The 21,693-nt window shown below is 60.4% G+C and carries 20 protein-coding genes; 7 read left to right on the forward strand and 13 right to left on the reverse strand.

Annotation, left to right across the window (positions count from 1 at the left end):
• Positions 1–151 precede the first annotated feature (151 nt).
• From ACESMZ_RS10025 to ACESMZ_RS10045, 5 genes are all read left to right on the forward strand, one after another.
• Complete coding sequence (locus ACESMZ_RS10025; protein ID WP_372972547.1) at positions 152–1,270, forward strand: phosphotransferase family protein; 1,119 nt, start codon at positions 152–154, stop codon at positions 1,268–1,270.
• A gap of 127 nt (positions 1,271–1,397) precedes the next feature.
• Positions 1,398–2,495 carry a hypothetical protein gene (locus ACESMZ_RS10030; protein ID WP_372972548.1) on the forward strand — a complete coding sequence of 366 codons (1,098 nt, stop codon included), beginning with the start codon at positions 1,398–1,400 and terminating at the stop codon, positions 2,493–2,495.
• 73 nt (positions 2,496–2,568) lie between these two features.
• Positions 2,569–3,882 (forward strand): TRAP transporter large permease subunit, encoded by a 1,314-nt coding sequence (locus ACESMZ_RS10035; protein WP_372958497.1) that lies wholly within the window; start codon positions 2,569–2,571, stop codon positions 3,880–3,882.
• Between the two features lie 9 nt (positions 3,883–3,891).
• Complete coding sequence (locus tag ACESMZ_RS10040) at positions 3,892–4,425, forward strand: TRAP transporter small permease (protein ID WP_372958498.1); 534 nt, start codon at positions 3,892–3,894, stop codon at positions 4,423–4,425.
• Complete coding sequence (locus ACESMZ_RS10045; RefSeq protein WP_372972590.1) at positions 4,416–5,594, forward strand: acetyl-CoA C-acyltransferase; 1,179 nt, start codon at positions 4,416–4,418, stop codon at positions 5,592–5,594. The genes ACESMZ_RS10040 and ACESMZ_RS10045 overlap by 10 nt, the downstream gene beginning before the upstream one ends.
• Positions 5,595–5,801: 207 nt before the next feature.
• Here the strand turns inward: ACESMZ_RS10045 and ACESMZ_RS10050 are convergent, their stop codons facing one another.
• From ACESMZ_RS10050 to ACESMZ_RS10095, 10 genes are all read right to left on the reverse strand, one after another.
• On the reverse strand, positions 5,802–6,203 hold the full coding sequence (locus tag ACESMZ_RS10050) for a hypothetical protein (RefSeq protein ID WP_372958499.1): 402 nt from the start codon (positions 6,201–6,203) through the stop codon (positions 5,802–5,804).
• 1 nt (position 6,204) lies between these two features.
• Positions 6,205–7,464, reverse strand: coding sequence for a polymorphic toxin type 30 domain-containing protein (locus ACESMZ_RS10055; protein WP_372972549.1), 1,260 nt, complete (start codon positions 7,462–7,464; stop codon positions 6,205–6,207).
• 182 nt (positions 7,465–7,646) lie between these two features.
• On the reverse strand, positions 7,647–8,471 hold the full coding sequence (locus ACESMZ_RS10060; RefSeq protein ID WP_372972550.1) for a crotonase/enoyl-CoA hydratase family protein: 825 nt from the start codon (positions 8,469–8,471) through the stop codon (positions 7,647–7,649).
• Positions 8,472–8,500: 29 nt separating this feature from the next.
• Positions 8,501–9,388, reverse strand: a complete 888-nt coding sequence (locus ACESMZ_RS10065) for an SDR family oxidoreductase (RefSeq protein WP_372972551.1) — start codon at positions 9,386–9,388, stop codon at positions 8,501–8,503.
• Complete coding sequence (locus ACESMZ_RS10070) at positions 9,385–10,200, reverse strand: enoyl-CoA hydratase/isomerase family protein (protein ID WP_372972552.1); 816 nt, start codon at positions 10,198–10,200, stop codon at positions 9,385–9,387. Before ACESMZ_RS10070 ends, ACESMZ_RS10065 begins: the two co-directional genes overlap by 4 nt.
• A gap of 176 nt (positions 10,201–10,376) precedes the next feature.
• A complete protein-coding gene (locus ACESMZ_RS10075) occupies positions 10,377–11,525 on the reverse strand; it encodes an acyl-CoA dehydrogenase (protein ID WP_372972553.1) in 1,149 nt (382 codons plus the stop codon).
• A 60-nt stretch (positions 11,526–11,585) separates the two neighbouring features.
• Positions 11,586–12,638 (reverse strand): enoyl-CoA hydratase/isomerase family protein, encoded by a 1,053-nt coding sequence (locus ACESMZ_RS10080; protein WP_372972554.1) that lies wholly within the window; start codon positions 12,636–12,638, stop codon positions 11,586–11,588.
• On the reverse strand, positions 12,635–13,528 hold the full coding sequence (mmsB, locus tag ACESMZ_RS10085; RefSeq protein WP_372972555.1) for a 3-hydroxyisobutyrate dehydrogenase: 894 nt from the start codon (positions 13,526–13,528) through the stop codon (positions 12,635–12,637). The genes ACESMZ_RS10080 and mmsB overlap by 4 nt, the downstream gene beginning before the upstream one ends.
• 41 nt (positions 13,529–13,569) lie before the next feature.
• Complete coding sequence (locus ACESMZ_RS10090; RefSeq protein ID WP_372972556.1) at positions 13,570–14,343, reverse strand: enoyl-CoA hydratase; 774 nt, start codon at positions 14,341–14,343, stop codon at positions 13,570–13,572.
• A gap of 15 nt (positions 14,344–14,358) precedes the next feature.
• Positions 14,359–15,864: a CoA-acylating methylmalonate-semialdehyde dehydrogenase gene (locus ACESMZ_RS10095; RefSeq protein WP_372972557.1), complete on the reverse strand. Its 1,506-nt coding sequence runs from the start codon at positions 15,862–15,864 to the stop codon at positions 14,359–14,361.
• Between the two features lie 156 nt (positions 15,865–16,020).
• Between ACESMZ_RS10095 and ACESMZ_RS10100 the strand changes: the two genes are divergently transcribed.
• Positions 16,021–16,932, forward strand: coding sequence for a LysR family transcriptional regulator (locus ACESMZ_RS10100; protein ID WP_372972558.1), 912 nt, complete (start codon positions 16,021–16,023; stop codon positions 16,930–16,932).
• Positions 16,933–16,974: 42 nt separating this feature from the next.
• Here ACESMZ_RS10100 and ACESMZ_RS10105 read toward each other — a convergent pair whose 3' ends face one another.
• The gene (locus tag ACESMZ_RS10105; RefSeq protein WP_372972559.1) at positions 16,975–18,141 is read right to left on the reverse strand and encodes a lipase family protein; all 1,167 of its coding nucleotides are present in this window, start codon (positions 18,139–18,141) and stop codon (positions 16,975–16,977) included.
• A 30-nt stretch (positions 18,142–18,171) separates the two neighbouring features.
• Positions 18,172–18,675 (reverse strand): DUF6795 domain-containing protein, encoded by a 504-nt coding sequence (locus ACESMZ_RS10110; RefSeq protein ID WP_372972560.1) that lies wholly within the window; start codon positions 18,673–18,675, stop codon positions 18,172–18,174.
• Positions 18,676–19,023: 348 nt separating this feature from the next.
• On the opposite strand from ACESMZ_RS10110, the gene ACESMZ_RS10115 reads away from it, so the two are divergent.
• Positions 19,024–20,346: a lipopolysaccharide biosynthesis protein gene (locus ACESMZ_RS10115; RefSeq protein WP_372972561.1), complete on the forward strand. Its 1,323-nt coding sequence runs from the start codon at positions 19,024–19,026 to the stop codon at positions 20,344–20,346.
• 6 nt (positions 20,347–20,352) lie between these two features.
• On the opposite strand, the gene ACESMZ_RS10120 is transcribed toward ACESMZ_RS10115, so the two are convergent.
• Positions 20,353–21,684 carry a hypothetical protein gene (locus ACESMZ_RS10120; RefSeq protein WP_372958828.1) on the reverse strand — a complete coding sequence of 444 codons (1,332 nt, stop codon included), beginning with the start codon at positions 21,682–21,684 and terminating at the stop codon, positions 20,353–20,355.
• Positions 21,685–21,693 lie beyond the last annotated feature (9 nt).

Consider the following 21,693-nt stretch of genomic DNA (forward strand, 5'->3'; position numbering starts at 1 on the left):
TCGATGTCAATCCCGGAACCGAAACGCATAACCAAGAAGGCAAAATCGTCTATTGCGACGATTGGGGGGCAGACAGGGTGGCCTATTGTCGACCCAATCCCGAAAAACAATCATCCGCCGTCGCCAGCGTTCCCCCAAGGTTATTGACGCCTTGACCGTAGACAACGCCGACACCCGCACCACAAGGGCCTCGCCAATGAGTGACAGCAGTAACACACAAACCAGTCCGTCTGACCGCAAAACCGATTTCGAGCCAGGGGCCCTGGTTGACTATCTGAGCAACCAGTTCCCGGACATGGCTAACCTGGATGCCGGACAGGTCGAGATCACACCCATCTCCGGCGGCCAGTCCAACCCCACCTATTTTGTCACTGTTGGCGAACGCAGGCTGGTTCTGCGCAAGGCGCCTAACGGCGAACTGCTGCCCGGCGCCCACCGGGTGGACAGGGAATACCGCATCATGGACGCCCTGGCCGGCTCCGGCGTACCCGTACCCGAGATGGTACGACTGGAACAGGACAAATCTGTGCTGGGCGCCCCCTTTTACCTCATGGAACGCCTGGATGGTCAGGTCTTTCATGAAAGCACCCTGCCCGACCATGATCCCGAGGCACGCACAGCGATCTATACGCACAAGGCCCAGGTGCTGGCCAACCTGCATCGGGTGAACCTGGCTGAAAAGGGCCTGGAGGATTACGGCCGCACCGGCCCCTTCTTCACCCGCCAGATTCACCGGTGGACGAAGCAGTGGGAGCTGTCCAAGACCCGGGAAATTCCCGAGATCGACCAGCTCGCAAAATGGCTGGCAGAAAACGACGACGGTGATGAAACCTCCACCCTGGTGCATGGCGACTACCGCATCGGCAATCTGATGCTGCACCCCAGCGAGCCCCGTATCGTCGGCGTTCTGGACTGGGAGCTGTCCACCCTGGGCCACCCGCTGGCGGACCTGGCCCATGCCACCGCCATGTGGCACATCACACCGGAAGAGTACGGCGGCCTGATGGGCGCCGACCTGAAGGCCCTCGGCATTCCCGAGCGCCAGCAGTTTGAAGAGACTTACCTGGAAGCGGCCGGATTCAGTAACGGACTGACCACCTTCCACCACGCCTTCGCGCTGTTCCGCTGGGCCGTGATCTTCCAGGGCATTGCCAAGCGGGCCGAGTCCGGCAACGCGGCGTCAGACAATGCCGCCACCGTCGGTGCCCTGGCGGTTGCCCTCGGCCGCCGGGGTGCGGAACTGCTGTCTGGCGATCGACATTCCAACTGAAACAACATCCGTTTTACCGGAGTAACTTGCCCCCGATCCGAACTGCCGGGGAAGCACGGAAGCCGCACACAACAAATACAACACGCAACAGCAGGTGGCCCCTGCCCGGGGTCACAGGAGGATCGTAATGAGCAGCACACTTGTCAGAACAACCTCCGCCGGCCTGCTTGCCGGCTCACTCGCACTGGCTGGTACGGCCGGTGCTGAAACCATGCGCATTTCGTCCGGTATCGGCCAGCAGCATTTCTGGGCCGGCGAGCACATGGACCCGTTCATGGAGGCTATTGAAGCAGCAGGTATCGGCATCGATTTCGAACCCTATTATTCCGGCTCACTGGTCACCCCGGGCCAGGAACTGGGCGGCCTGGAGGATGGTATTATTCACGTAGCCGCCCCGCTGCTGGCGCCTTACCATGAAGGCCGTTTCCCGCTGTCCGATGTCACCCAGCTGCCAACGCTGGAAACCACCTCGGAACTGGTCACCGATGCGCTGCTGGAGCTGATGGACTCGGACCAGGAGCTTAAAGACGGCAAGTCCTTCTATGAGTACGAACTGGGTGAAAAAGGCATCCGTGGCTGGCCGGTAGGTGCCACCTCGGCCTACTCACTGGCCACGACCGGTATCGAGCTGAAAGAACCTTCTGACATCAAGGGGCTGCCCATCCGCGCCGGCTCCCCCCTGCATACCATCCTGCTGGAAGAACTGGGCGCAACCCCCGTCACCATGACCAGCGCCGATTCCTATGAGGCGCTGTCGCGGAATACGGTGGAAGGCACCATCCTGTCAGTAGCCGACTGGCCGTCCTACTCCTTTGAGGACCTGCTTGAATACGCCATCACCGGCATTTCCATGGGTCACTGGGAAAGTTATCTGTCGATGACCGAAGAGACCTGGCAAGGGCTTACCGAGGAACAACGCGAGACCTGGGACCGCATCGCAAGGGAAGTCGCCATGGAGAACGCCCGCTACATTGACGAACGGGAAATCACGGTTCGCGAGACGACCAGCGCAGACGGCACCACCTTCGTGGAGATCGCAGAGCTTTCAGAAGAGATGCAGGCCCATATGTCCAACGCGGCCAGCCAGACCTGGATCCGCTGGATCGAACAACTTGAAGATGACGGCCATCCCGCAAAAGCTGCAGCCAGGCAGTGGGCAGAGCTGATCAGGGAGCGCGGAGGGAAGGTTCCCGAAGGGGCCGCCGAATACCTCCAGCTTAACTGACCTCGCCAATTGTGCGGTGATGGCCCGGCCATCGCCGCACTGCCGTATTTCCCAACCCTGCGGGTGACTCGCTGTGTCTGCAACGACTGCTATCTGGATCGTCATTGCCTGGTTTGCCATCTTCCTGACCCTGGGCCAGAACGTCGCCACCGTGCTGTTTGGTGCCGGCATTGTCGGTATTGCCCTGTACATTGGCACCGGGCCACTGGGGGGCATTATAGGCCCCGACACCTTCTACACCGCCTCCATCTATTCCCTGTCCATTGTCCCGCTGTATCTGTTAATGGCACAGATGCTGTTGCGGGGCGGCATTATCAATGACCTGTTCCAGGTCGGCCATCGCATGTCCGGTTATCGCCGTTTCCCCCTGGGGGTGGCCACCATTGTGACCGGATCACTGCTTGGCGCGGTTTCCGGTTCAGGTGCCGCCAGCTCCGCTTCGCTGGCTTCCGTGGCTTCTCCGGAACTGGAAAAGCTGGGCTATACCCGGCGGTTTTCCCTGAGCATCGCTGCAGTCGCGGGATCATTGTCGGCCATCGTTCCACCGAGCCTGATCATGATTATCTATGGCTCACTCACGTCGGTACCCATTGGTCACCTTTTCATTGGTGCCATCGGACCCGCCGTACTGTGCATCCTTATCTACGTAGTATGTCTGAGGGTGTTCGGCGAAACCCGCCACGACGCCCAGGCAGACGGCACAGTGCCCGACGAGCCGGAGCCGGCGGACAGCCGCCGCAAGAGCCGTAATGCCTTCCTGTTCGTGGTGACCCTGATGGTGGTGGTGTTCGGGGGCATCTACGGCGGCATCATCACCGTCGCCGAAGCCGGCGCCATCGGTGCCTTCACGGCCATGGTGGGCATGATCGCCATGCGCCGCGTCAGCCGCCAGGATATCTTCCTGGCCCTGTCTGAATCCGTGAAGATCACCGCTGCGCTGATGATGCTGGTGCTCGGCGCCAAGATCTTCGCCCGTTTCCTCACCTTCTCCCGGTTGCCGAATGAACTGATTTCAGTGATGGAACCGGTGCTGGCCAACCCTGGCCTGGTTGCCGTGATTCTGCTGGCCGTCTTTTTCATTGCCGGCATGTTCCTGGAGTCCGCTGCCGTTATCGTGCTGCTGGTGCCTATCATCCTGCCGCTGCTGAAGGTCGCCAATATCGACCTGTTGTGGTTCGGGGTGAGTGCCTCAACCATGATTGCCCTGGGCCTGCTGACACCGCCGGTGGGCCTCGCCAGTTTCGCGGCGGCCAGTGCGGCCAATCACCCGGCCTCACAGGTCTTTCGCGGCGCCACCATCTTCGCTGTAACAGCGGGGGTTATCGTAACGGCCCTGCTACTGGTCTTCCCGGCCGTTGTGACCTGGCTACCGGCCCAGATGCGCTAAGGAGGTTTTATGGGATTCTGGCAAAGACTTGGCAAACTGGAAGGCGGCCTGGCCTCGGTCGGGGCCGGCTTCTGCCTGTTTGCGATCATGATCATGACCGTGCTGAGCGTTCTGGGTCGCTATGTCTTCAACATGGACCTGATACCTGGCGGGTATAACCTGATCGAACGTGTGGCCTTCCCGCTGCTGGTTTTCTGGGCCATTCCCCTGGCCCACCGGGACGGCATGTTTCCGAAATTCGATATGTTGCAGGCGAAGCTGCCGCCCCTTGTCCACCGCATTATCGCGTCTCTCGTGCTGCTGGTGGAGATCATCGTGTTCCTGGTGGTGATGTGGTACGTCACCGAGTTCGCCTGGAAGTCGGCGGCAAGCGGGCGGCAATTCCAGATCAGCTCAACACACTGGCCCATATGGCCGGTAATCCTCATGGTACCGCTGGCATTCGGCCTCATGCTGCTGGAGATGTTCCGCCTGCTCTGGGTTACCGCCACAGGCCGCGATACACTGAATCAGAAGACTGAAGACAAGGGTGAATCACCGTGAGCAATGATCCGATTGTAATTACCAGTATGGCCCGCACCCCCATGGGGGGCTTTCAGGGCGATCTGAAAAACCTGTCAGGCACCGATCTGGGCGCAGCAGCACTCAGGGCCGCCATTGAACGCTCGTCCCTGGGCAGCAAGGACGTGAGTGAAGTGATGATGGGCAACGTGCTGCCCGCCGGCCTGGGCCAGGCGCCTGCACGCCAGGCAGCCCTGGGCGCCGGGCTGGACCTGTCGACGCCCTGCACCACCATCAGCAAGGTGTGCGGCTCCGGCATGAAGGCGGCCATGCTGGCCCATGACCTGATTACCGTGGGCAGCGCCGATATCATCGCGGCCGGGGGCATGGAAAGCATGACCAATGCCCCCTACCTGGTACCGAAGATGCGCAACGGTGCGCGCCTGGGCCACGCCGAGATGTTGGACCACATGTTTTTCGACGGCCTGGAAGACGCCTACGAGAAAGGCCGGCTGATGGGCACCTTCGCCGAGTCCTGCGCAGACCACTACAGCTTCACCCGGGAGCAGCAGGACGAGTACGCCCTGGCCTCCCTGGACCGGGCCCTGAAGGCCATCGAGAAAGGCCATTTCCGCAACGAAATCGTCGCCGTGGATACTGGCCGGGGCACCGTGGACACCGACGAGCAACCAGGTAAGGCCCGGCCTGAGAAAATCCCCACGCTGAAACCCGCCTTCCGAAAGGACGGCACCGTAACCCCGGCCAACGCGTCCTCCATTTCCGACGGTGGCGCGGCCCTGGTGCTGATGCGGCAGTCGGAAGCGGAGAAACGGGGCCTGAAACCCCTGGCGGCCATTCGCGGCCACAGCAGCCATGCCCGGGCGCCGGAGTGGTTCACCACCGCACCGGTGGGCGCCATCGGGCAGCTGATGGAAAAGACTGGCTGGAATGTGTCGGATGTGGATCTGTTTGAAATCAACGAAGCCTTCGCGGTGGTCCCGCTGGCCGCCATGAGGGAACTGGACATCCCCCATGACAAGGTCAACGTCCACGGCGGCGCCTGCGCGCTGGGTCACCCACTCGGAGCATCCGGAGCGCGTATTATCGTGACCTTGCTGGGCGCCCTGGAGACCTATGATCTGAAGCGGGGTGTGGCGTCACTGTGTATTGGTGGGGGTGAGGCTACGGCGATTGCGGTGGAGCGTATCTAAACCTTCATTGTTCCTGAGCTTTGCAGCGGTGCAAGACGTCCCGGCGATCGGGAGGTCTTTCGCCGCCGCGTTGGAGGGGCGTCCTGCCACCCCAACGCTACCGCAACATCCCTGTTGCTACTCTGAAAGACCTCCCGACCCCCGGGCCATCCTAAAGTTGGGAGGTTTCCGCCGGTTTTCCGAAATTGACCGGAAGACATCGTGTAGTTAACTCAGATAACTTGCCGCAGCTTCCCGGACAGCCACATTCTGAGATTGCGTAAAATCCCGAAGAATTCTTTCCCGGTCTCCAACCGTTGAGTCTGAGAGCATGGCAAATGCATGAACCAACTCCGCGGGAACCATTGCGTTAATATTATCAAGGACATACTCGTCGATTACTGCGCGCTCCCCGGTCTGGAGGTAGGCTTCGCTCAGCAGGTTCATAAAGCTTTCACGGACGGTAGGGTCTTTCTCTTCAGGCAGCACCGCCACTACCTTTCGAACCAGAAAGTCCAGCTTATCTCTTGAAAGATGACCCGACCCAACTTCATCGCAAAGCTCATCAAGCAATAAGTCACGCTCAGAGTTGTTTTGGTCAAATATTTTTTGCAATTGATCACCTTCCATCTCAATCGTCCTCGAATCTCATTAGTTCGGCCAAAGTTGCGTCCGGTTCAGCTATGGGGATATGCGTATCATTTGCAGCATCCGGGTGGTAGTGGGGGCTATTCGGGTTATGGGCATTCCGATGCGCAAACTCACCCGTCTCAGGATTATAATATCCACCTTTTCTCTGCCACCTCGCAACCCAACCATTTGACGCATTCGACCCTGGGTACGATGGGTCCGGATCGTGAATTCTCAGGCGGTTTGCGATCCCGTCGCTATCAGTCCACTTATACTCCAAGCCAAGCTGGCTTTTATCTTCAACCGGCCTAAGTTTTCGGACGCTTGCATCCGCCGGTATGTTAGCCACGATTTCTGAAACCGACATTCCTCGTACGTTCGAGAAGTCGCCTACCGATGGCCCTGTACCTTTTAAAGCATTTAACTCATCCAAGGATTTGAAACGAAGCTTGGGAACCTTTTTGGTGACCAAAATACTCGCCACAGCCGGCGTAATTTCGCCAGCAGCACGGCCGTCACCGCCCACCGCATCTACCACCTTGTTACCCAGGGCTCGGAAACTTTCACCGATCCCCTGCCAATACTCGGCGACTTTCGGGTTCATGCCCCTGGGCGACAACGCAGACATCAGGCCTACGGTGTTACCTATGAAGCTTCCGAAGTTTTCCACTGGTTTGAACACGGGGTACATAACATTACCCCAGCCAGACGTATTGTCGTACAGCTCGCTCTGCTCGGCGGCAATGTCCGATGAGATTGCCGACACGGTATCCGTCAGCCCACTTGCGTAGTCCTCTCCCCAAGTGCCGGGCCTGTTGGCCGGGCTGGGGCCCGAGACCCTGGGTCGATCCATCTGGGGGCCTGGTCCGTTCAGGACACCGATATCCAAAAACTCCGTCTCCCCTTCTGGCGGGCCGTCTTTCAAAAGATCCGGTATATTCCACTCCAGGTCAGGCTCGAGATAAACAAACAGTTCACCCCGATGGATCTTGTCCGTCAGGTCGAAAACCAGTTCACTGAGATTGCGCGGGCGGGTCCAGGGTTTCTGGAAGACCAGTTGCCAGACGTCGAGCAGACGGTAATTGAAGGGGTCGCCGGTAACTGACCGGGTCAGGCGTAGCAGATGTTCCCGGGCGTAGGCGCGATCATGGTGGAAGGCCAGGCGAGGGCCCTCGAAGACATCATCGCCGTGGTAACGCCGGGTGAACGAATAGATACGGCCCAGCGGGCCCACTATCCGGATGGGGTCCTGGTATAACATCCCTGTCGTCCCTGTGTGATTTGCTTCCCTTTATGCTCTGGCCCGAATCCTCACTGGCCAGCGCCCTTATGAAACCCTTTTACCCGTGTATCGTCAAGATCACAGCCAGACGGGGTCCACAGTTCGGAAAAGCTATTGCCGCTTCAGCCCCACACTCCAGAGGAGCCGAAGCGGGTGGGCACTCAAACCTCAGGATCAGCGAACTTCGGCGCCCGCTTCTCCAGATTGGCGTAGACCGCCTCGACCTGGTTAGGGCTGCCGATGATCCGGTCCTGTTCCCGGGACTCCTCCAGCAGGATACGGGCGGCGTGCTCTTTCGGGGTGATGGCATTGTTGAGCATGCGTTTCATGGCACGGATGGCGTCCGGGCTCTTGCCGGCGATGGTCTGGGCCATGGCCAGGGCTTCCTCCCGGGGGTTGCCACCAATATGGGTCACCATGCCCAGCTCCCCGGCCTCCTGGCCGCTCAGTACACGGCCGGTATAGCACAGCTCCCGGAACACATCAGGGCGTACCAGCTCATTGAGCAGCACCATGCCCCCCATATCCGGCACCAGGCCCCATTTGATTTCCATCACGGCCCACTGGGAGTCCGGGGTGGCAAAACGTACGTCTGCCCCCAGAGCAATCTGCAACCCGCCGCCGAAGCAGACACCGTGCACCGCCGCAATGACCGGTACTGGCACCTCCCGCCACACCATGGCCACGTACTGGGCCAGGTTGGAGTCACCGTGGGTACGGGGTTCGAGGCCATTGCCGGCCACACCGGCGCCGCCACCTTCCGCCATTTTCGAGAAATTCCCCATATCCAGGCCGGCGCAGAAACAGCGACCTTCGCCACTGATCACCACAGCCCGCAAGGTAGGATCTTTCTTCAGTTCCTCGCCGACGTTGGCCAGGTTGGTGAACATGCCGGTATCCAACGCGTTCATCTTGTCGGGGCGGTTCAGGCGAACTTCCACCACACCTTCGTATTCGGTTCGGATGACCTGTACGGTTTCGGACATAGTGACTTCCTCAATAACAGCAGGCCGGCTCAGGTGGAGCGCTTGGCCTTGTCCTGATTGTTGATTTCGGTAATGGCTTCCCGGGCACGGCGCCATTCGTCATCGCCCCACGCAGACAGGGCGGAGAAGTTGGCGCCGTCGGCCTGGTACTGACCACCGTCGATCGCAATGGTCTGGCCGTTGACGTATTCGGCACCTGGCCCCAGCAGGAACACCGCCAGGTTGGCCAGTTCGGGATAACGACCGGGCCGGCCCATGGGGCTGTCGCCCAGGTCCATCTTGCCCAACGGTCCCAGCCGCTTGCTCATGCCTTCGGTGGGGAACAGGCCCGGCGCGATAGCGTTCAGGCGAATGCCGCGGTTGCCCCACTCTACCGCAAGTGACTGTGTCATGGCATTAATGCCAGCCTTGGACATGGCCGACGGCACCACAAACGGTGAACCGTTCCAGACCCAGGTGGTCACAATGGACACCACCGATGCGGGCTTGCCTTCCGCCAGCCAGCGCTTGCCGCAGCTCTGGGTGACCAGGAAACTGCCCCGGAAGACGATATTGGCGACGGCGTCGAAAGCCCGGTGGGAAAGGTCCTCGGTACGGCTGACGAAGTTGCCAGCCGCATTGTTGACCAGGCCGGTCAATGCACCGCCGTCATCCCAGATCTGCTGGACCATGTCATCGATGGCCTCGGGGCTGCGTATGTCGCAGGGAATGGGGCTCACCTTGCCACCGTGGCGCTCCATCAGCTCAGTGGCCGTTTCTTCCAGAACGCTGCCACGGCGGCCGCAAATATAGACGTGCGCCCCCAGGATAAGGCAAGCCTCCGCCATTTCCTTGCCCAGGCCGGTGCCGCCACCGGTCACCAGGATACGCTCGCCCTTGAGAAGGCCTTCGCGGTACATCAGTTCTTCAGCTTTCATGATTGTTCTCCTTCGGGAGCATAGCGGGGTTCACGTTTCTCGAGGAAGGCGCTGACACCCTCACGGAAATCATCGTCCTGGATGCACAGGATCTGGTTGCGGTCTTCCAGCGCCACCACCGCCTCCAGGCTCTGGGCATCGATGGCCAGGCCCAGGGCTTCCTTGGTCAGTCTCAGGGCCACAGGCGTTGCCCGCAGCATGTCGGCCACCAGACCATCAGCGTGCGCCTTCAGCTCCTCCAGCGGCGCCACCATACTGGTCAGACCCAGCTCCCGGGCCCGTTCGGCCTCCATGAAGCGCCCGGTGAGCAGGTACTCCGCTGCCACGGAACTGCCCACCATCCGCGGCAGGAAATAACTTACCCCGACGTCACAGCCACTGATGCCCAGTTTGATAAACGCGGCGTTCATCCGGGCGTCCGGCGTCAGCAGCCGGATATCGCTGGCCAGGGCGATGGCAAAGCCGCCGCCACTGGCCGCGCCCTGGACAATACTGATGATCGGCTGCGGGCAGCGGCGCATGGCTACCATGATGTCCCGCACAGCCCGCTGCTCATCCAGTGCACCACCCACCCTCGGATTAATGGGCGTCTGTGCCTGTTCCTTGAGATCCAGCCCGGCACAGAAGGCCCGGCCCTCAGCGTCAAGTACGACCACACGCATATCCCGGCGGTAGTAAAGCTCGCTGAAGTAGCTTCGCAAGGCCTGGATCAACGGACGGTCCAGCGCATTCAGGGCGTCCGGTCGCGCCAGGGTGACACGAGCAATGCCGCCGGATTCTTCGATTTTCAGGGATGGAGACTGATCAGACATGTGTGCTTTCCTCGCCAACGGGCACTGCAACAGTTCGGCAGGACGCCGGGTAAAAGGGCATTCAGGTCATGATCATTTGGTGAGCAAGCTTATACATCGTCGGAACGGACGAACCGTTAAGGCAGGAAGGAGAAACCAGGAAAACCGCCTCATCCATGAGGCAGGATGATGAACCGTCAGAGCAGGTTCTTGAGCTCCCGGGCAATCAGCAGGCGTTGCACCTCACTGGTGCCTTCGTAGATCTGGGTAATGCGGGCATCCCGGTACAGCCGCTCGACGGTGTAGTCCTCCAGGTAGCCATAGCCACCATGAATCTGGATGGCGTGGGAGCACACCTCCTCTGCCAGTTCGCTGGCAAACAGCTTGGCCTGGGAGGCCTCTGACAGGCAGGGCTGGCCGGCGGTTTTCAGGCGGGCAGCGTGGACCACCAGCAACCGGGCTGCATTAAGGCGGGTATGCATATCCGCCAGCATGTTGGCGATGCTCTGGTGCTCGGTCAGTGGCACGCCGAACTGCTGCCGCTCACGGGCGTATTTAAGGGCGGCTTCAAAGGCAGCGCGGGCCACGCCCACTGCCTGTGCGGCGATGCCGATGCGCCCCCCTTCCAGGTTGGACAACGCAATGGACAGGCCCTTGCCCCGCTGCCCCAGCAGATTCGCCTCGGGAATACGGCAGTCGTCCAGGGTAATGGCGCAGGTGTCCGAGCCACGGATGCCCAGCTTGTGTTCCATCCGGTCCACTTTAAAACCGGGGTTGTCGGTGGGCACCAGGAAGGCAGAAAGGCCCCGCTTGCCCTGATCCGGGTCGGTCACCGCGAAGACCACCGCCAGTCCCGCCCGCTTGCCGTTGGTGATGAACTGCTTGGAGCCGTTAAGCACCCATTCACCGTCCTTGAGCTCTGCCCGGGTCTTCAGGGCATGGGCTTCGGAGCCGGCCTGGGGCTCGGTCAGGCAGAAGCAGCCAATGGTCTGGCCGCTGGCCAGGGATGGCAGCCACTGCGTCTTCTGCTCCTCGGTACCATAGTTGAGTACCGGGGCACAGCCTACAGAGTTGTGGACACTCATCAGGGTGCTGGTGGCACAGCAGCCCGCTGCCACTTCCTCTACGGCCAGGGAGTAGGCGACATAATCCACGAAGCTGCCCCCCCACTCTTCCGGCACCACCATACCCAGCAGGCCCAGTTCGCCCATCTGCCGGATCACGGCGTCATCAATGTAGCCGGACTTGTCCCATTCCGCCGCCCGGGGCGCCAGTTCACTCTGGGCAAACTGGCGGGCCATGTCGCGGATCATCCGCTGGTCTTCGTTGAATTCGATGTCCTGCATGGTGGTGATCTCTTGTTGTTCTCGTCAGTTCAGGGAGTCCATCAGACACTGCCAGACCGGCTAGCAGCCCGCCTCGTCGAAAAAGACGGAAACGTGCTCCGGTTTCAGGTCGTCGATGCTGGGCACACGCCATTGCGGCGACTTGTCCTTGTCGACGATCAGCGCACGGATGCCTTCAACAATATCGCCCTTGTCGAACCAGAGGTAATCCAGTGCCAGTTCCAGTTCAAAGGCCTGGGGCAGGGACAGGTCCCGCCCGCGACGCACCAGCACCAGCGCCACGGCCATACCGATAGGCGAACGCCCTTCGATCGCCTTCAGCATGTCCCTGGCCCAGTCCGCAAACTCCGGGCGCTGCTCCTGACGAAGGGAGTCACGCACGGCTATGAGATCGGCCTTGGCAAAGTGCTCGTCGATGGCCGGTTGCAGCTTGGCAAGCCGGGACTCACCCGGGTCTCCCGACAGGTCACCCAGTCCGGTTTTTACGGCTTTATCGCTGCTTGCAACGGTGGCTGCCAGCGCGGTGTCGAGGTTTTCCAGCCGGTCTTCCGGTATGTACAGGTCGGCGAGGCCAGCGTAGATGGCATCAGCAGCATTCAACTGCGTGCCGGTGACCGCCAGGTATTCCCCGAGCCGGCCTGGCAGCCGGCCCAGGAAATACGTCGCACCCACATCCGGGAAGTAGCCGATGCCGGTCTCGGGCATGGCCAGCTTCGCCCGGTCACTGACGATCCGCAGGCTGGCGCCCTGGGCCACGCCCATACCGCCACCCATAACGATGCCGTTCATCACCGACAATACCGGCTTGGGATACTGGTGGATGGCCTGGTCCAGGGAGTATTCCTCCTCAAAGAAAACCCGGTGCAGGGTGTCGCCGGACTGGTAGCTGTCATACAGCGCCCGGATATCGCCGCCGGCGCAGAATGCCTTGTCGCCGGCGCCGAGGAACACCACTGCCGTGATGGCATCATCACCGGCCCAGGCATCCAGCTGCCGGTGAATCGTCTGCACCATGTCCAGGGTCAGGGCATTCAGCCCCTTGGGCCGGTTCAAGGTCAGGTAGCCGTAACGACCCCGAACTTCGACAATCACTTCTGGCTGGTTGTCACTCATTCCTCATCCTTCATATAACGCTTGATGATGGCCGAGAAGTCCAGGTGGCCGTGCCCTTCAAAACTCATGGACTGGTACAGCTGCTGGGCCAGACCGCCCATCACCACCGGCTGACCGCTGGCCTTGGCTGCCTCGGTGGCGAGCCCCAGATCCTTGATCATCAGATCCATCCCGAAGCCCCCGGTATAGCCGCGGTTGGAAGGCGCGGTTTCGATCACCCCCGGATAGGGGTTGTAGGTATCAGTGCTCCAGCAGCGGCCGCTTGAGGTATTGATCACCCCCGCCAGCACTTCCGGGTCCATACCCATGGAGACGCCCAGGCTCATGGCCTCGGCGGCGCCGATCATGGAGATACCCAGCAGCATGTTATTGGCCATCTTGGCCACCTGCCCGTTACCAGCGGCGCCACAGTGGACAATGTTCTTGCCCATGTTTTCCAGCACCGGGCGGGCGAAGGCAAACTCCTGGTCCTCACCGCCCACCATGAATGTCAGCGTCCCCGCCTGGGCGCCACCGGTACCACCGGAGACCGGCGCGTCCAGCATGGGGTTGCCCTGGGCTGACGCCTTGGCGGCCACATCCCGCGCAGTCATGGGATCGATAGTGGAACTGTCGATCAGGTGCACGCCTTTGGGGACATGGGCGAGCAGGCCGTCGTCTTCCAGGTAAACCCCTTTCACATGGCGGGCCGCCGGCAGCATGGTGATGATCAATTCAGCGCCGCAGCGGGCCACGGTGGCGATGTCGGCCGCAGCGGTAGCGCCTTCGGAAACCGCCTTGTCGACAGCGTCCTGTACCAGGTCAAATACTGTCAGTTCGTGACCTGCCTTCAGCAGGTTGCTGGCCATGGGCGCACCCATATTGCCCAGGCCGATGAATCCGATTTTCATGGTGAAGCCTCCACTTTCTTATTGTGTGACGTGTTGCTGGCTTACTGATGTTTGAAGTCCGGCTTGCGTTTCTCCACGAAGGCATTCATGCCTTCCTTCTGGTCGTGGGTCGCGAAGATGGCGTGGAAGATCCGCCGCTCGAAGCGCACGCCTTCCGCCAGGCTGGTTTCGAACACCCGGTTGACCGCTTCCTTGGTCATCATGGTGCTGGGCAGGGATTTCTCGGCAATGGTGTTGGCCGCCTTCAGGGTTTCCTCCAGCAACTGCTCCACCGGGAACACCTGGGCCACCAGGCCAGCGGTTTCCGCCTCCTTCGCATCCATCTGACGACCGGTGAGACACATCTCCATGGCCTTGGCCTTGCCCAGGGCCCGGGTCAGGCGCTGGGTACCACCGATGCCCGGCAGCACACCCAGGTTAATCTCCGGCTGGCCAAAGCGGGCGTTTTCACCGGCATAGATAAAGTCGCACATCAGTGCCAGCTCACAACCGCCACCCAGGGCGTAGCCTGCCACGGCGGCAATCAGCGGCTTGCGCCGCTGGCCGATGCGGTCAGCCTGGGCGAAGAAGTCGTCCAGGTAGATCTGGGGGTATTCCAGCACCGACATTTCCTTGATGTCGGCACCGGCGGCGAAGGCCTTCTCGGAACCGGCCAGTACGATGCAACCGATGTCCGGGTTGCGCTCGTAATCGTCCAGCGCCAGGTTCAACTCTTCAATCAGCTGGCTGTTCAGGGCATTCAGGGCCTTGGGGCGGTTCAGGGTGATGACACCAACCCGGCCTTTTACCTCGGTGAGAATCGTTTCATAAGCCATGTCAGATCTCCTCAGTTACCGCAGGTTGATGGTGGTGTTCACAGAACCGACCTGCTCATCCTCATCGAACCAGCGGGAGGTCACGGTCTTGGTCTGGGTGTAGAACTGCACCACCTGCTTGCCATAAGGGCCCAGGTCGCCCAGCTTGGAACCCCGGGACCCGGTGAAGGAGAAGTAGGGCACGGGCACCGGAATGGGCACGTTGATGCCGACCTGACCCACGTCGATATGCTCCTGGAAGCGGTGGGCGGCGGCACCGGAGCGGGTGAAGATGGCGGTGCCGTTGCCGTTGGGGTTGGCATTGACCAGATCAATGGCCTCGTCCAGGGTTTCCGCTTCCAGCACGCAGAGTACCGGGCCGAAGATTTCCTCCTTGTAGATAGTCATATCCGGTGTCACACCGGAGAACAGGGTGGGCCCGATAAAGTTGCCCTTCTCGTAGCCCCGCACGCTCACATCACGGCCGTCCAGCACCAGCTTGGCGCCTTCGCTGACACCCTGCTGCACCAGGCCCTTTACCCGCTCCATCGCCTGGGGCGTAATCAGAGGCCCTACATCAGTACCCTCTTCGGTACCCGCATTCACGTTCAGCTTCTCGGCACGACGGGCCAGCTCCGGCAACCAGTTGCGGGCCTCGCCCACCAGTACCAGCGCCGATACCGCCATGCAGCGCTGGCCCGCAGCACCAAAGCAGGAACCTACCAGCGCGTTGAGTGTTTGTTCCTTGTTGGCGTCGGGCATTACGACGGCGTGGTTCTTGGCGCCCATCATGCACTGCACCCGCTTGCCCGCTTCGGACGCCCGATTGTAGACATGAGTGCCTACAGGGGTAGAGCCTACGAAAGATACGGCCTTGATGTCCGGATGGTCGCAGATACCGTTCACCATATCCGGTCCGCCATGGACCACATTCAGCACGCCCTTGGGAATACCCGCCTCCACGGCCAGCTCTACCAGCCGCATGGTCACCATGGGGTCACGCTCGGAGGGCTTGAGTACAAAGGTGTTACCGGTGGCAATGGCCATGGGGAACATCCACAGGGGAATCATGGCCGGGAAGTTGAAGGGGGTAATACCGGCACAGACACCAATGGGCTGGCGCAGGGTGTAGGTGTCCACATCACCGGCCACGTTGTTGGCGTACTCGCCCATCTGCAGGGTGCCGACACTGGATGCATGCTCCACCACTTCCAGACCACGGAACACGTCGCCTTCCGCATCCGGCAGGGTCTTGCCCTGCTCGGCGGTGAGAATGGCCGCCAGCTCCTTCATGTTTTCACGGATCAGTTGCTGGTACTTGAGGAAGATTCTGGAACGTGCACCGATGGGTGTCTTGCGCCAGGTTTTGAAGGCTTCGCGGGCAGCGCTAACCGCCGCTTCCAGCTCCTCCGTGGTGGCAAAGGGCACCTTCGCCAGCACTTCCTGGGTGGCAGGATTGGTGATCTCGCGCCACTCGCTGGTCTTCGATTCGACAAATTCGCCGTCAATCAGCAGCTTGACGGTGGGTACCTGTGTGCTCATGGGGATCTCTCCAGTGTTGTTCTTGTGTTGGCATTCTGTGAATACCGATCACCGGATAGTAGCAGTGCATTTTTAAGGGCTACAATGGCGCTCGGTGCAACCCTGTTCTGCAAATATGCACACACCGTCTATTAAATCACCAGATCGGAGCTCCTGATGGACTGGGATAACCTGAAGTTTTTCCTGGAACTGAGCCGGGCCGGCAAGCTGACGGCCGCCGCAAGGCGCATGGGTGTGGATCACACCACCGTCTCACGGCGGATACACGCCCTGGAGAAAAGCCTCGGCATGACCCTGTTTATCCGCGAGCAGACCGGCTACAGCCTGACCGAGGCGGGGCGGCGGCTATTGCCACAGGTGGAGCAGATGGAGAGCGCCAGTGTGCGTATCGAACAGAGCCTGCCCGAGGCCGACGAGCAGCTCTCCGGCCAGGTACGCATCGGCGCCACCGAGGGCTACGGCACCATCATGCTGGGGCGGGAACTGGGCCACCTCACCCGCCGCTACCCCCACCTGCACCTGGACCTGCTGGCCATGCCCCGGGCCCTGCGCCTGTCCCGCCATGAGGCAGACATCGTTATCACCCTGGAGCGACCGGAACGCGGCCCCTTTATCGTCACCAAACTGACCGATTATGTGCTGAGACTCTACGCCAGCAGGGACTACCTGGAAGCGTACGGTCCCATCACCAGCCGCAGCCAGCTCGGCAGACACAAATTCGTCAGTTATGTGGACGACATGGTATTCAGCCGCGAGCTACTCTTCCTCGACGAAATCGCCGGCTCCGGCGAGGTCAACATCCGCAGCACCAGCGTGCTCGCCCAACAGGAGGCCATCGCCACCGGCGCCGGCATCGGCATATTACCCGCCTTCTCGGCTGACATAGACGACCGGCTGGCAGTGGTACTGCCGGACCAGATCCGGTTTATCCGCACCTTCTGGATGCTGATGCCGGAGGAGCTGCGGCATATTGCGAGGATGCGGGTGACGTGGGATTTCCTGCGGGAACGGGCTGAGGAGAACCGGGGGCGGTTAATGGCTACCTCCGCCCCACATACGTCCTTATAACCGCCAGTTAGGGCACCAGGGCGCCCTCAATCAGACGTGCCTTCAGGTGCGCTCGACTGCCTGCCTGACAGCGTCGTATAAAGCCCCTGCTGTCCGATCAAATACCCAGCGAATGAACCGGAAGCTCAAGTCAACGACGGTAGTCACGGCCGCTCTGGCGAAAGCGAGCATATGTCCTAGCAGTCCTCGGGTTTGCTCGGCGAAGTTTTTCGAAGCCTTGGCAATTTGTTCCAGGGTATGAGCCAAGAGGTCATAGAAGGTTAATGACGTACTGATAGCCGCCTGAGCGAGTACTGCCGAATAATATTCGGCATCCTTCAGTAGGGTGACCAGTGCTGAGGAAAGCCTTTCGGCCCAGTATGTTGAGAAGTGTGCCTCGTGGCGACGATTGTAATCCAGCCTTACGGGGTTGTTGAGATAGTCCATCGAGTTCTGATGAAGTTGCTCCCAGTCACCCTTGTTGGCTGTATTGCGATAGCCAGGGACATCATCTTCACCCATGCCATGAGCCGAAGGGCTAAGGCCATCACTCCGGTCAAGCCGATATTCGATCCCATTGACCGGTGCATGCATGAAGGGCCAGAGCGGTACCGCCGGCACGGGATCGGCGCCATGGGTGCAGCGGTACAATTTATTAACCTCAAAGCTGGACTTGGTGGCGAAGCCTCTCATTCCCACCCGGGGAGCGCCAAAGGTATAAAGGTTCGCATCGCGGCGATAACGCTTGTGAATCCAGTCGGATACAAGCGAAGCCAACGCGCCCCCCAGGCTGTGACCAATGCAGTGAATACCAGCCACACTACCTCGACTTAAACGGGGCGTCAGTAGTGCTTCCAGCCCGGGCTTCATGCTTTCAAAGGCTTCATTGAACCCTGTATGAACCAGGGCCCCACCGGTACTGGAGGATAACCCAACATTGGCGTTGGTCAGCCAGTCGTGAGTGGACTTTGTACCCCGCACTGCAACTACATGATGCCCGGCGTAAGCGTTTTTTCCATCACCAACCATTGCAAAGCCCGAAGCTTTCTGAAAAAAGCCCCAGAAGCCACCAGTCTCGGCTACAACGGGGCCGCTGCTAAGCTTTATATCGAAAACCTGCTTCAGTGCCTCTGAGGGTTTAACCTGGACAACACCTGTCGGGCCTGGCTCCCGAACCTGATAGACGATATCTGCGAATTCTGCTGCCAAAGCAGGCGTGAGTTGCTTCATAACATTTCCTTATGTTTTTTAAATAACGCATTACCATCGACAGATACTGGAAATATTGTGGGTAAAATCCGGATTTTCGGCCTTCTGGAAGTGGTGATCGATCTCACCAACGCTGAGATCGCAGTGCAAAGTACTGAGCTTCTCAGCGACGACTTTCTCTCCATCGATTCTGCCGGTGACGTAGTACCAGAGCACAAAGGTTTGACCCTCATACCTGGCAATAATTACTTGCCTCAGGCGGTCCTCTACAAAAGGCCTGCCAGGCGTCCGGGACCTGGTGACCCACTCGGGAAAGGAGAAATAACCATCCTGATCTGTAGTAGTTTCCTGAACTTCTGCATCGTCATAAGTCGCCTCGCGAATTACGGTGACGCCTTCCATAGACACTCCGTCCCGGGCAATCCGGCCTTCCACGGCAGGAAAGAGCTGCACGTCGTATTTCTTCCCAAATCCAAACATCCCCGCACTAACCTCGCTGTTCACCAGAAACATGCCGACAACAGACAACACCAGAAAACGACCAACGGACGTCATAGCCACTCCCGGTTGGGTGGGTTTAAGGAAGGAGGGCATTAACAGGGAAGTAAAATCACGAAGGGTACAGGCGCTGTCGCGCGCCGCCGGCCATACTGCTTCTTCCCTGATTTGCCGAATTCCGTCCTGACAAAATAATCGCCCCCGGCGCAGTATCGGTCAATGGCACCAGGTCACAAATTCTGTCCTGTCTGTCATGGCAGGGGCTGGTGGATTTCCTTAGACTCGTACAGGTCAGCGACGCAAGCAGGCCACATCTCAGGCCCGGTTCGCTGAGCCGGTGCAGTCCAGGGAGCAGTCGGGCCGACCACAACCATCCACGGGTTTATCCACGGTGATCTTCAGGGAATGAAACTACTCAATCCGGTACAGCGGATGTTCGACGGCTCCGCAGGACAGGTTTTCCGGGGCATGGTGACCATGGCACTGGGCAGTGGCGCGGCCAAGGCCATCGCCTTGCTGGTGGTACCGCTGCTGACCCGCATCTACACGCCGGACGACTATGGCGTACTCTCGGTCTTCACTTCACTGATTTTCCTGCTGGTACCGTTTCTTACCTTTCGCTATGTGATGGCCATTCCCCTGCCGCGACGGGATGGCCTGGCGATGAACCTGCTGGTGTTGTCCGGCCTGCTGATGGTGGCCACCACCAGTCTGGTGACACTGGCACTCGGCCTGTTTGGCGAGACGCTGCTCGCACCCTTTTCCATGGAAGCGCTGGTGCCCTGGTGGTGGCTGCTGGGACTGGGACTGCTGGGCACGGCCGGCTACGAGACGGCCACGCTGTGGGCATCGCGCCGGCGCGCCTACAAGCCCATAGCCCGTTCGCAGATCACCCAGAGTATTGGTGGCGCACTGGCCAAGCTAGGGCTGGGGCTGGCCGGGTTTACCTCGGTGGGGCTTCTGGTGGGTCAGGTAGTCACGCAGAGCGCCGGCACTGGCTCATTGTTCGGGCGTTTTCGCAACGACCTCAGGGAGAACTGGCGTTACGTCAGCTGGTCCCGCCTGAAAAAAACGGCCTCCCTGTACCGCCGATTCCCCACCTGGCGAATGCCGTCCCAGGTGCTGCTGGCCTTTTCGATACAGGCGCCGGTGTTGCTCACCGCACTGATCTACGACGCTGGCACCACCGGTCAGCTGGGCCTGGCCATTATGGCGATCTCACTGCCCATGGCGCTGATTGGCGATAACATGAGCAAGGCCTACTACGCGGAAATGTCCGCCATCGGCAAGAAACACCCGCAGAAGATCCGCAGCATCACCTGGTCGGTGATTCGAACGCTAACTGTACTTTCCATTCCACCAGTGGCCGTACTGGCGTTGTTCGGCGAGCCACTGTTCACCCTGGTGTTCGGCGAGCAATGGGGGGCCGCCGGGCGGTACGCAGCGATTCTCTCGTTGTTCCTGCTGAGCCAGTTTGCCACCTCGCCGGTGGTGCGGGTGTTCTCGGTGATGGGACGGGAGCGGGTATTCCTGTTTATCAACATCCAGCGGGCACTGTTCATCCTGCTGGCCTTCGCGCCGGGCTGGCTGCTGGGCTGGCCCATTGAGGCGACGCTCTGGGCCTACAGCATTCTGTTATCCGTGCACCGGGTGCTGACGGTGGTATTCGTATTCCGGGCACTGAACAGTGAGATCCGCAAGCAGGAAAATCTCCCAGCCAACGCCTGACTCTCCTCAGACCAGCAGCGCCAGGAACAACAACAGAAGGGGCAAGGCAGCAGCCACGAACAGCCCGTTCCAGCCAAAGGCCACCTTCAGCTGGGAAACCCGGCCGAAACGGGCCAGCAGGCTGACCGCCGGTCCCATGGGGGACAACATCATGGCCAGGGAGAAGCCAATGATCAGCGCCACCGCGATGGGCATGATGGCCATACCGGCGGCCTCCAGCTGGGGCAGCAAACCGCCGACAATGCTCAATGAGGTTATGGGGATCACGCCGACGGCCGACAGCAGCGGCAACAGCAACATGCCCGCCACCGCCACCAGGTAGACACCGGCCTCCCGGGCCGCAACGCCGGAGATGAGGTCATCGGGCACCAGGGTCATCAGGGCTACGCCCAGGCAGGCGGAGGAGGCGAATATCGCCATCTCGTTACTCATGCCCGCCACGTTCTGGGTGGCCTCCCGGAATACCGACAGCGGGTCACGTTCCTTCCAGAGCATATAAAGGATGGTCACTGACGGCACCGCAATCATTGCCGCCCGGGAAACATTGAAGCCGGCGGTGTACACCAGCAAGGCCATGCAGCCGAGGATCAGCGACACGACCACGACCAGTGTCCGGGTACCCTGGGGCCATCCCTCCAGCTTTACCCGCTCTTCACTGATCTTGCGGAACCGGCCCTGTTCCAGTACCCAGCCGACGCCGATCAGCAATGCCGCTGCGGCTATGCCATAGGGCAGCAGGCCGGACCAGGAAATGTCCGGTACCTCCCGGGTGATAATGGCGACTGCCACGCTGGTCGGAGCCACCAACGGTACCAGGGAGAAGCCCCGCAGGGCGCTGATCAGTACGCTGCGAATCCAGTTCAGGCGGGACTGACCCTGGATATTGCGCTCATCGAGGGTCGAGGTGAGCGTTCCGCACAGCAGATTCATCACCCCGAAATTGAGCACCGAGGCAATGCTCAGGGTGGTCACCGCGTATTTGGGATACAGCAGGAAAGGCGGACCGCCCAGCAGGACATCGTGAATACGCCGGAGCACCTCGAAACGCCGCACCAGGCACTGCATCATCCCCAGGCTGCCCAGAAAGGCCCCGTAGAACCCGGCGGAAGCCGCCGCATCCAGCAAACCGGCACTGGTCAGTTCGCCGGTGGCCGCCAACGCACCGACAATCGCCAGGGTTATCAGCAGGAGCGAGCGGGAGTACAGGGTAATGCGCCCCATAAACAGGGTGAAATAGCCGATAAACAGGCAGCCGGCAGCTATACTCAGGGCACGTGCGGACGTCATCAGCGCCAGCAGTTCAATGACAACGGCCAGCGACAGCAGGTAACGGCTCATAGAAGGCGG

Source organism: Marinobacter sp. (assembly GCF_041690615.1).
Taxonomy (GTDB): domain Bacteria; phylum Pseudomonadota; class Gammaproteobacteria; order Pseudomonadales; family Oleiphilaceae; genus Marinobacter.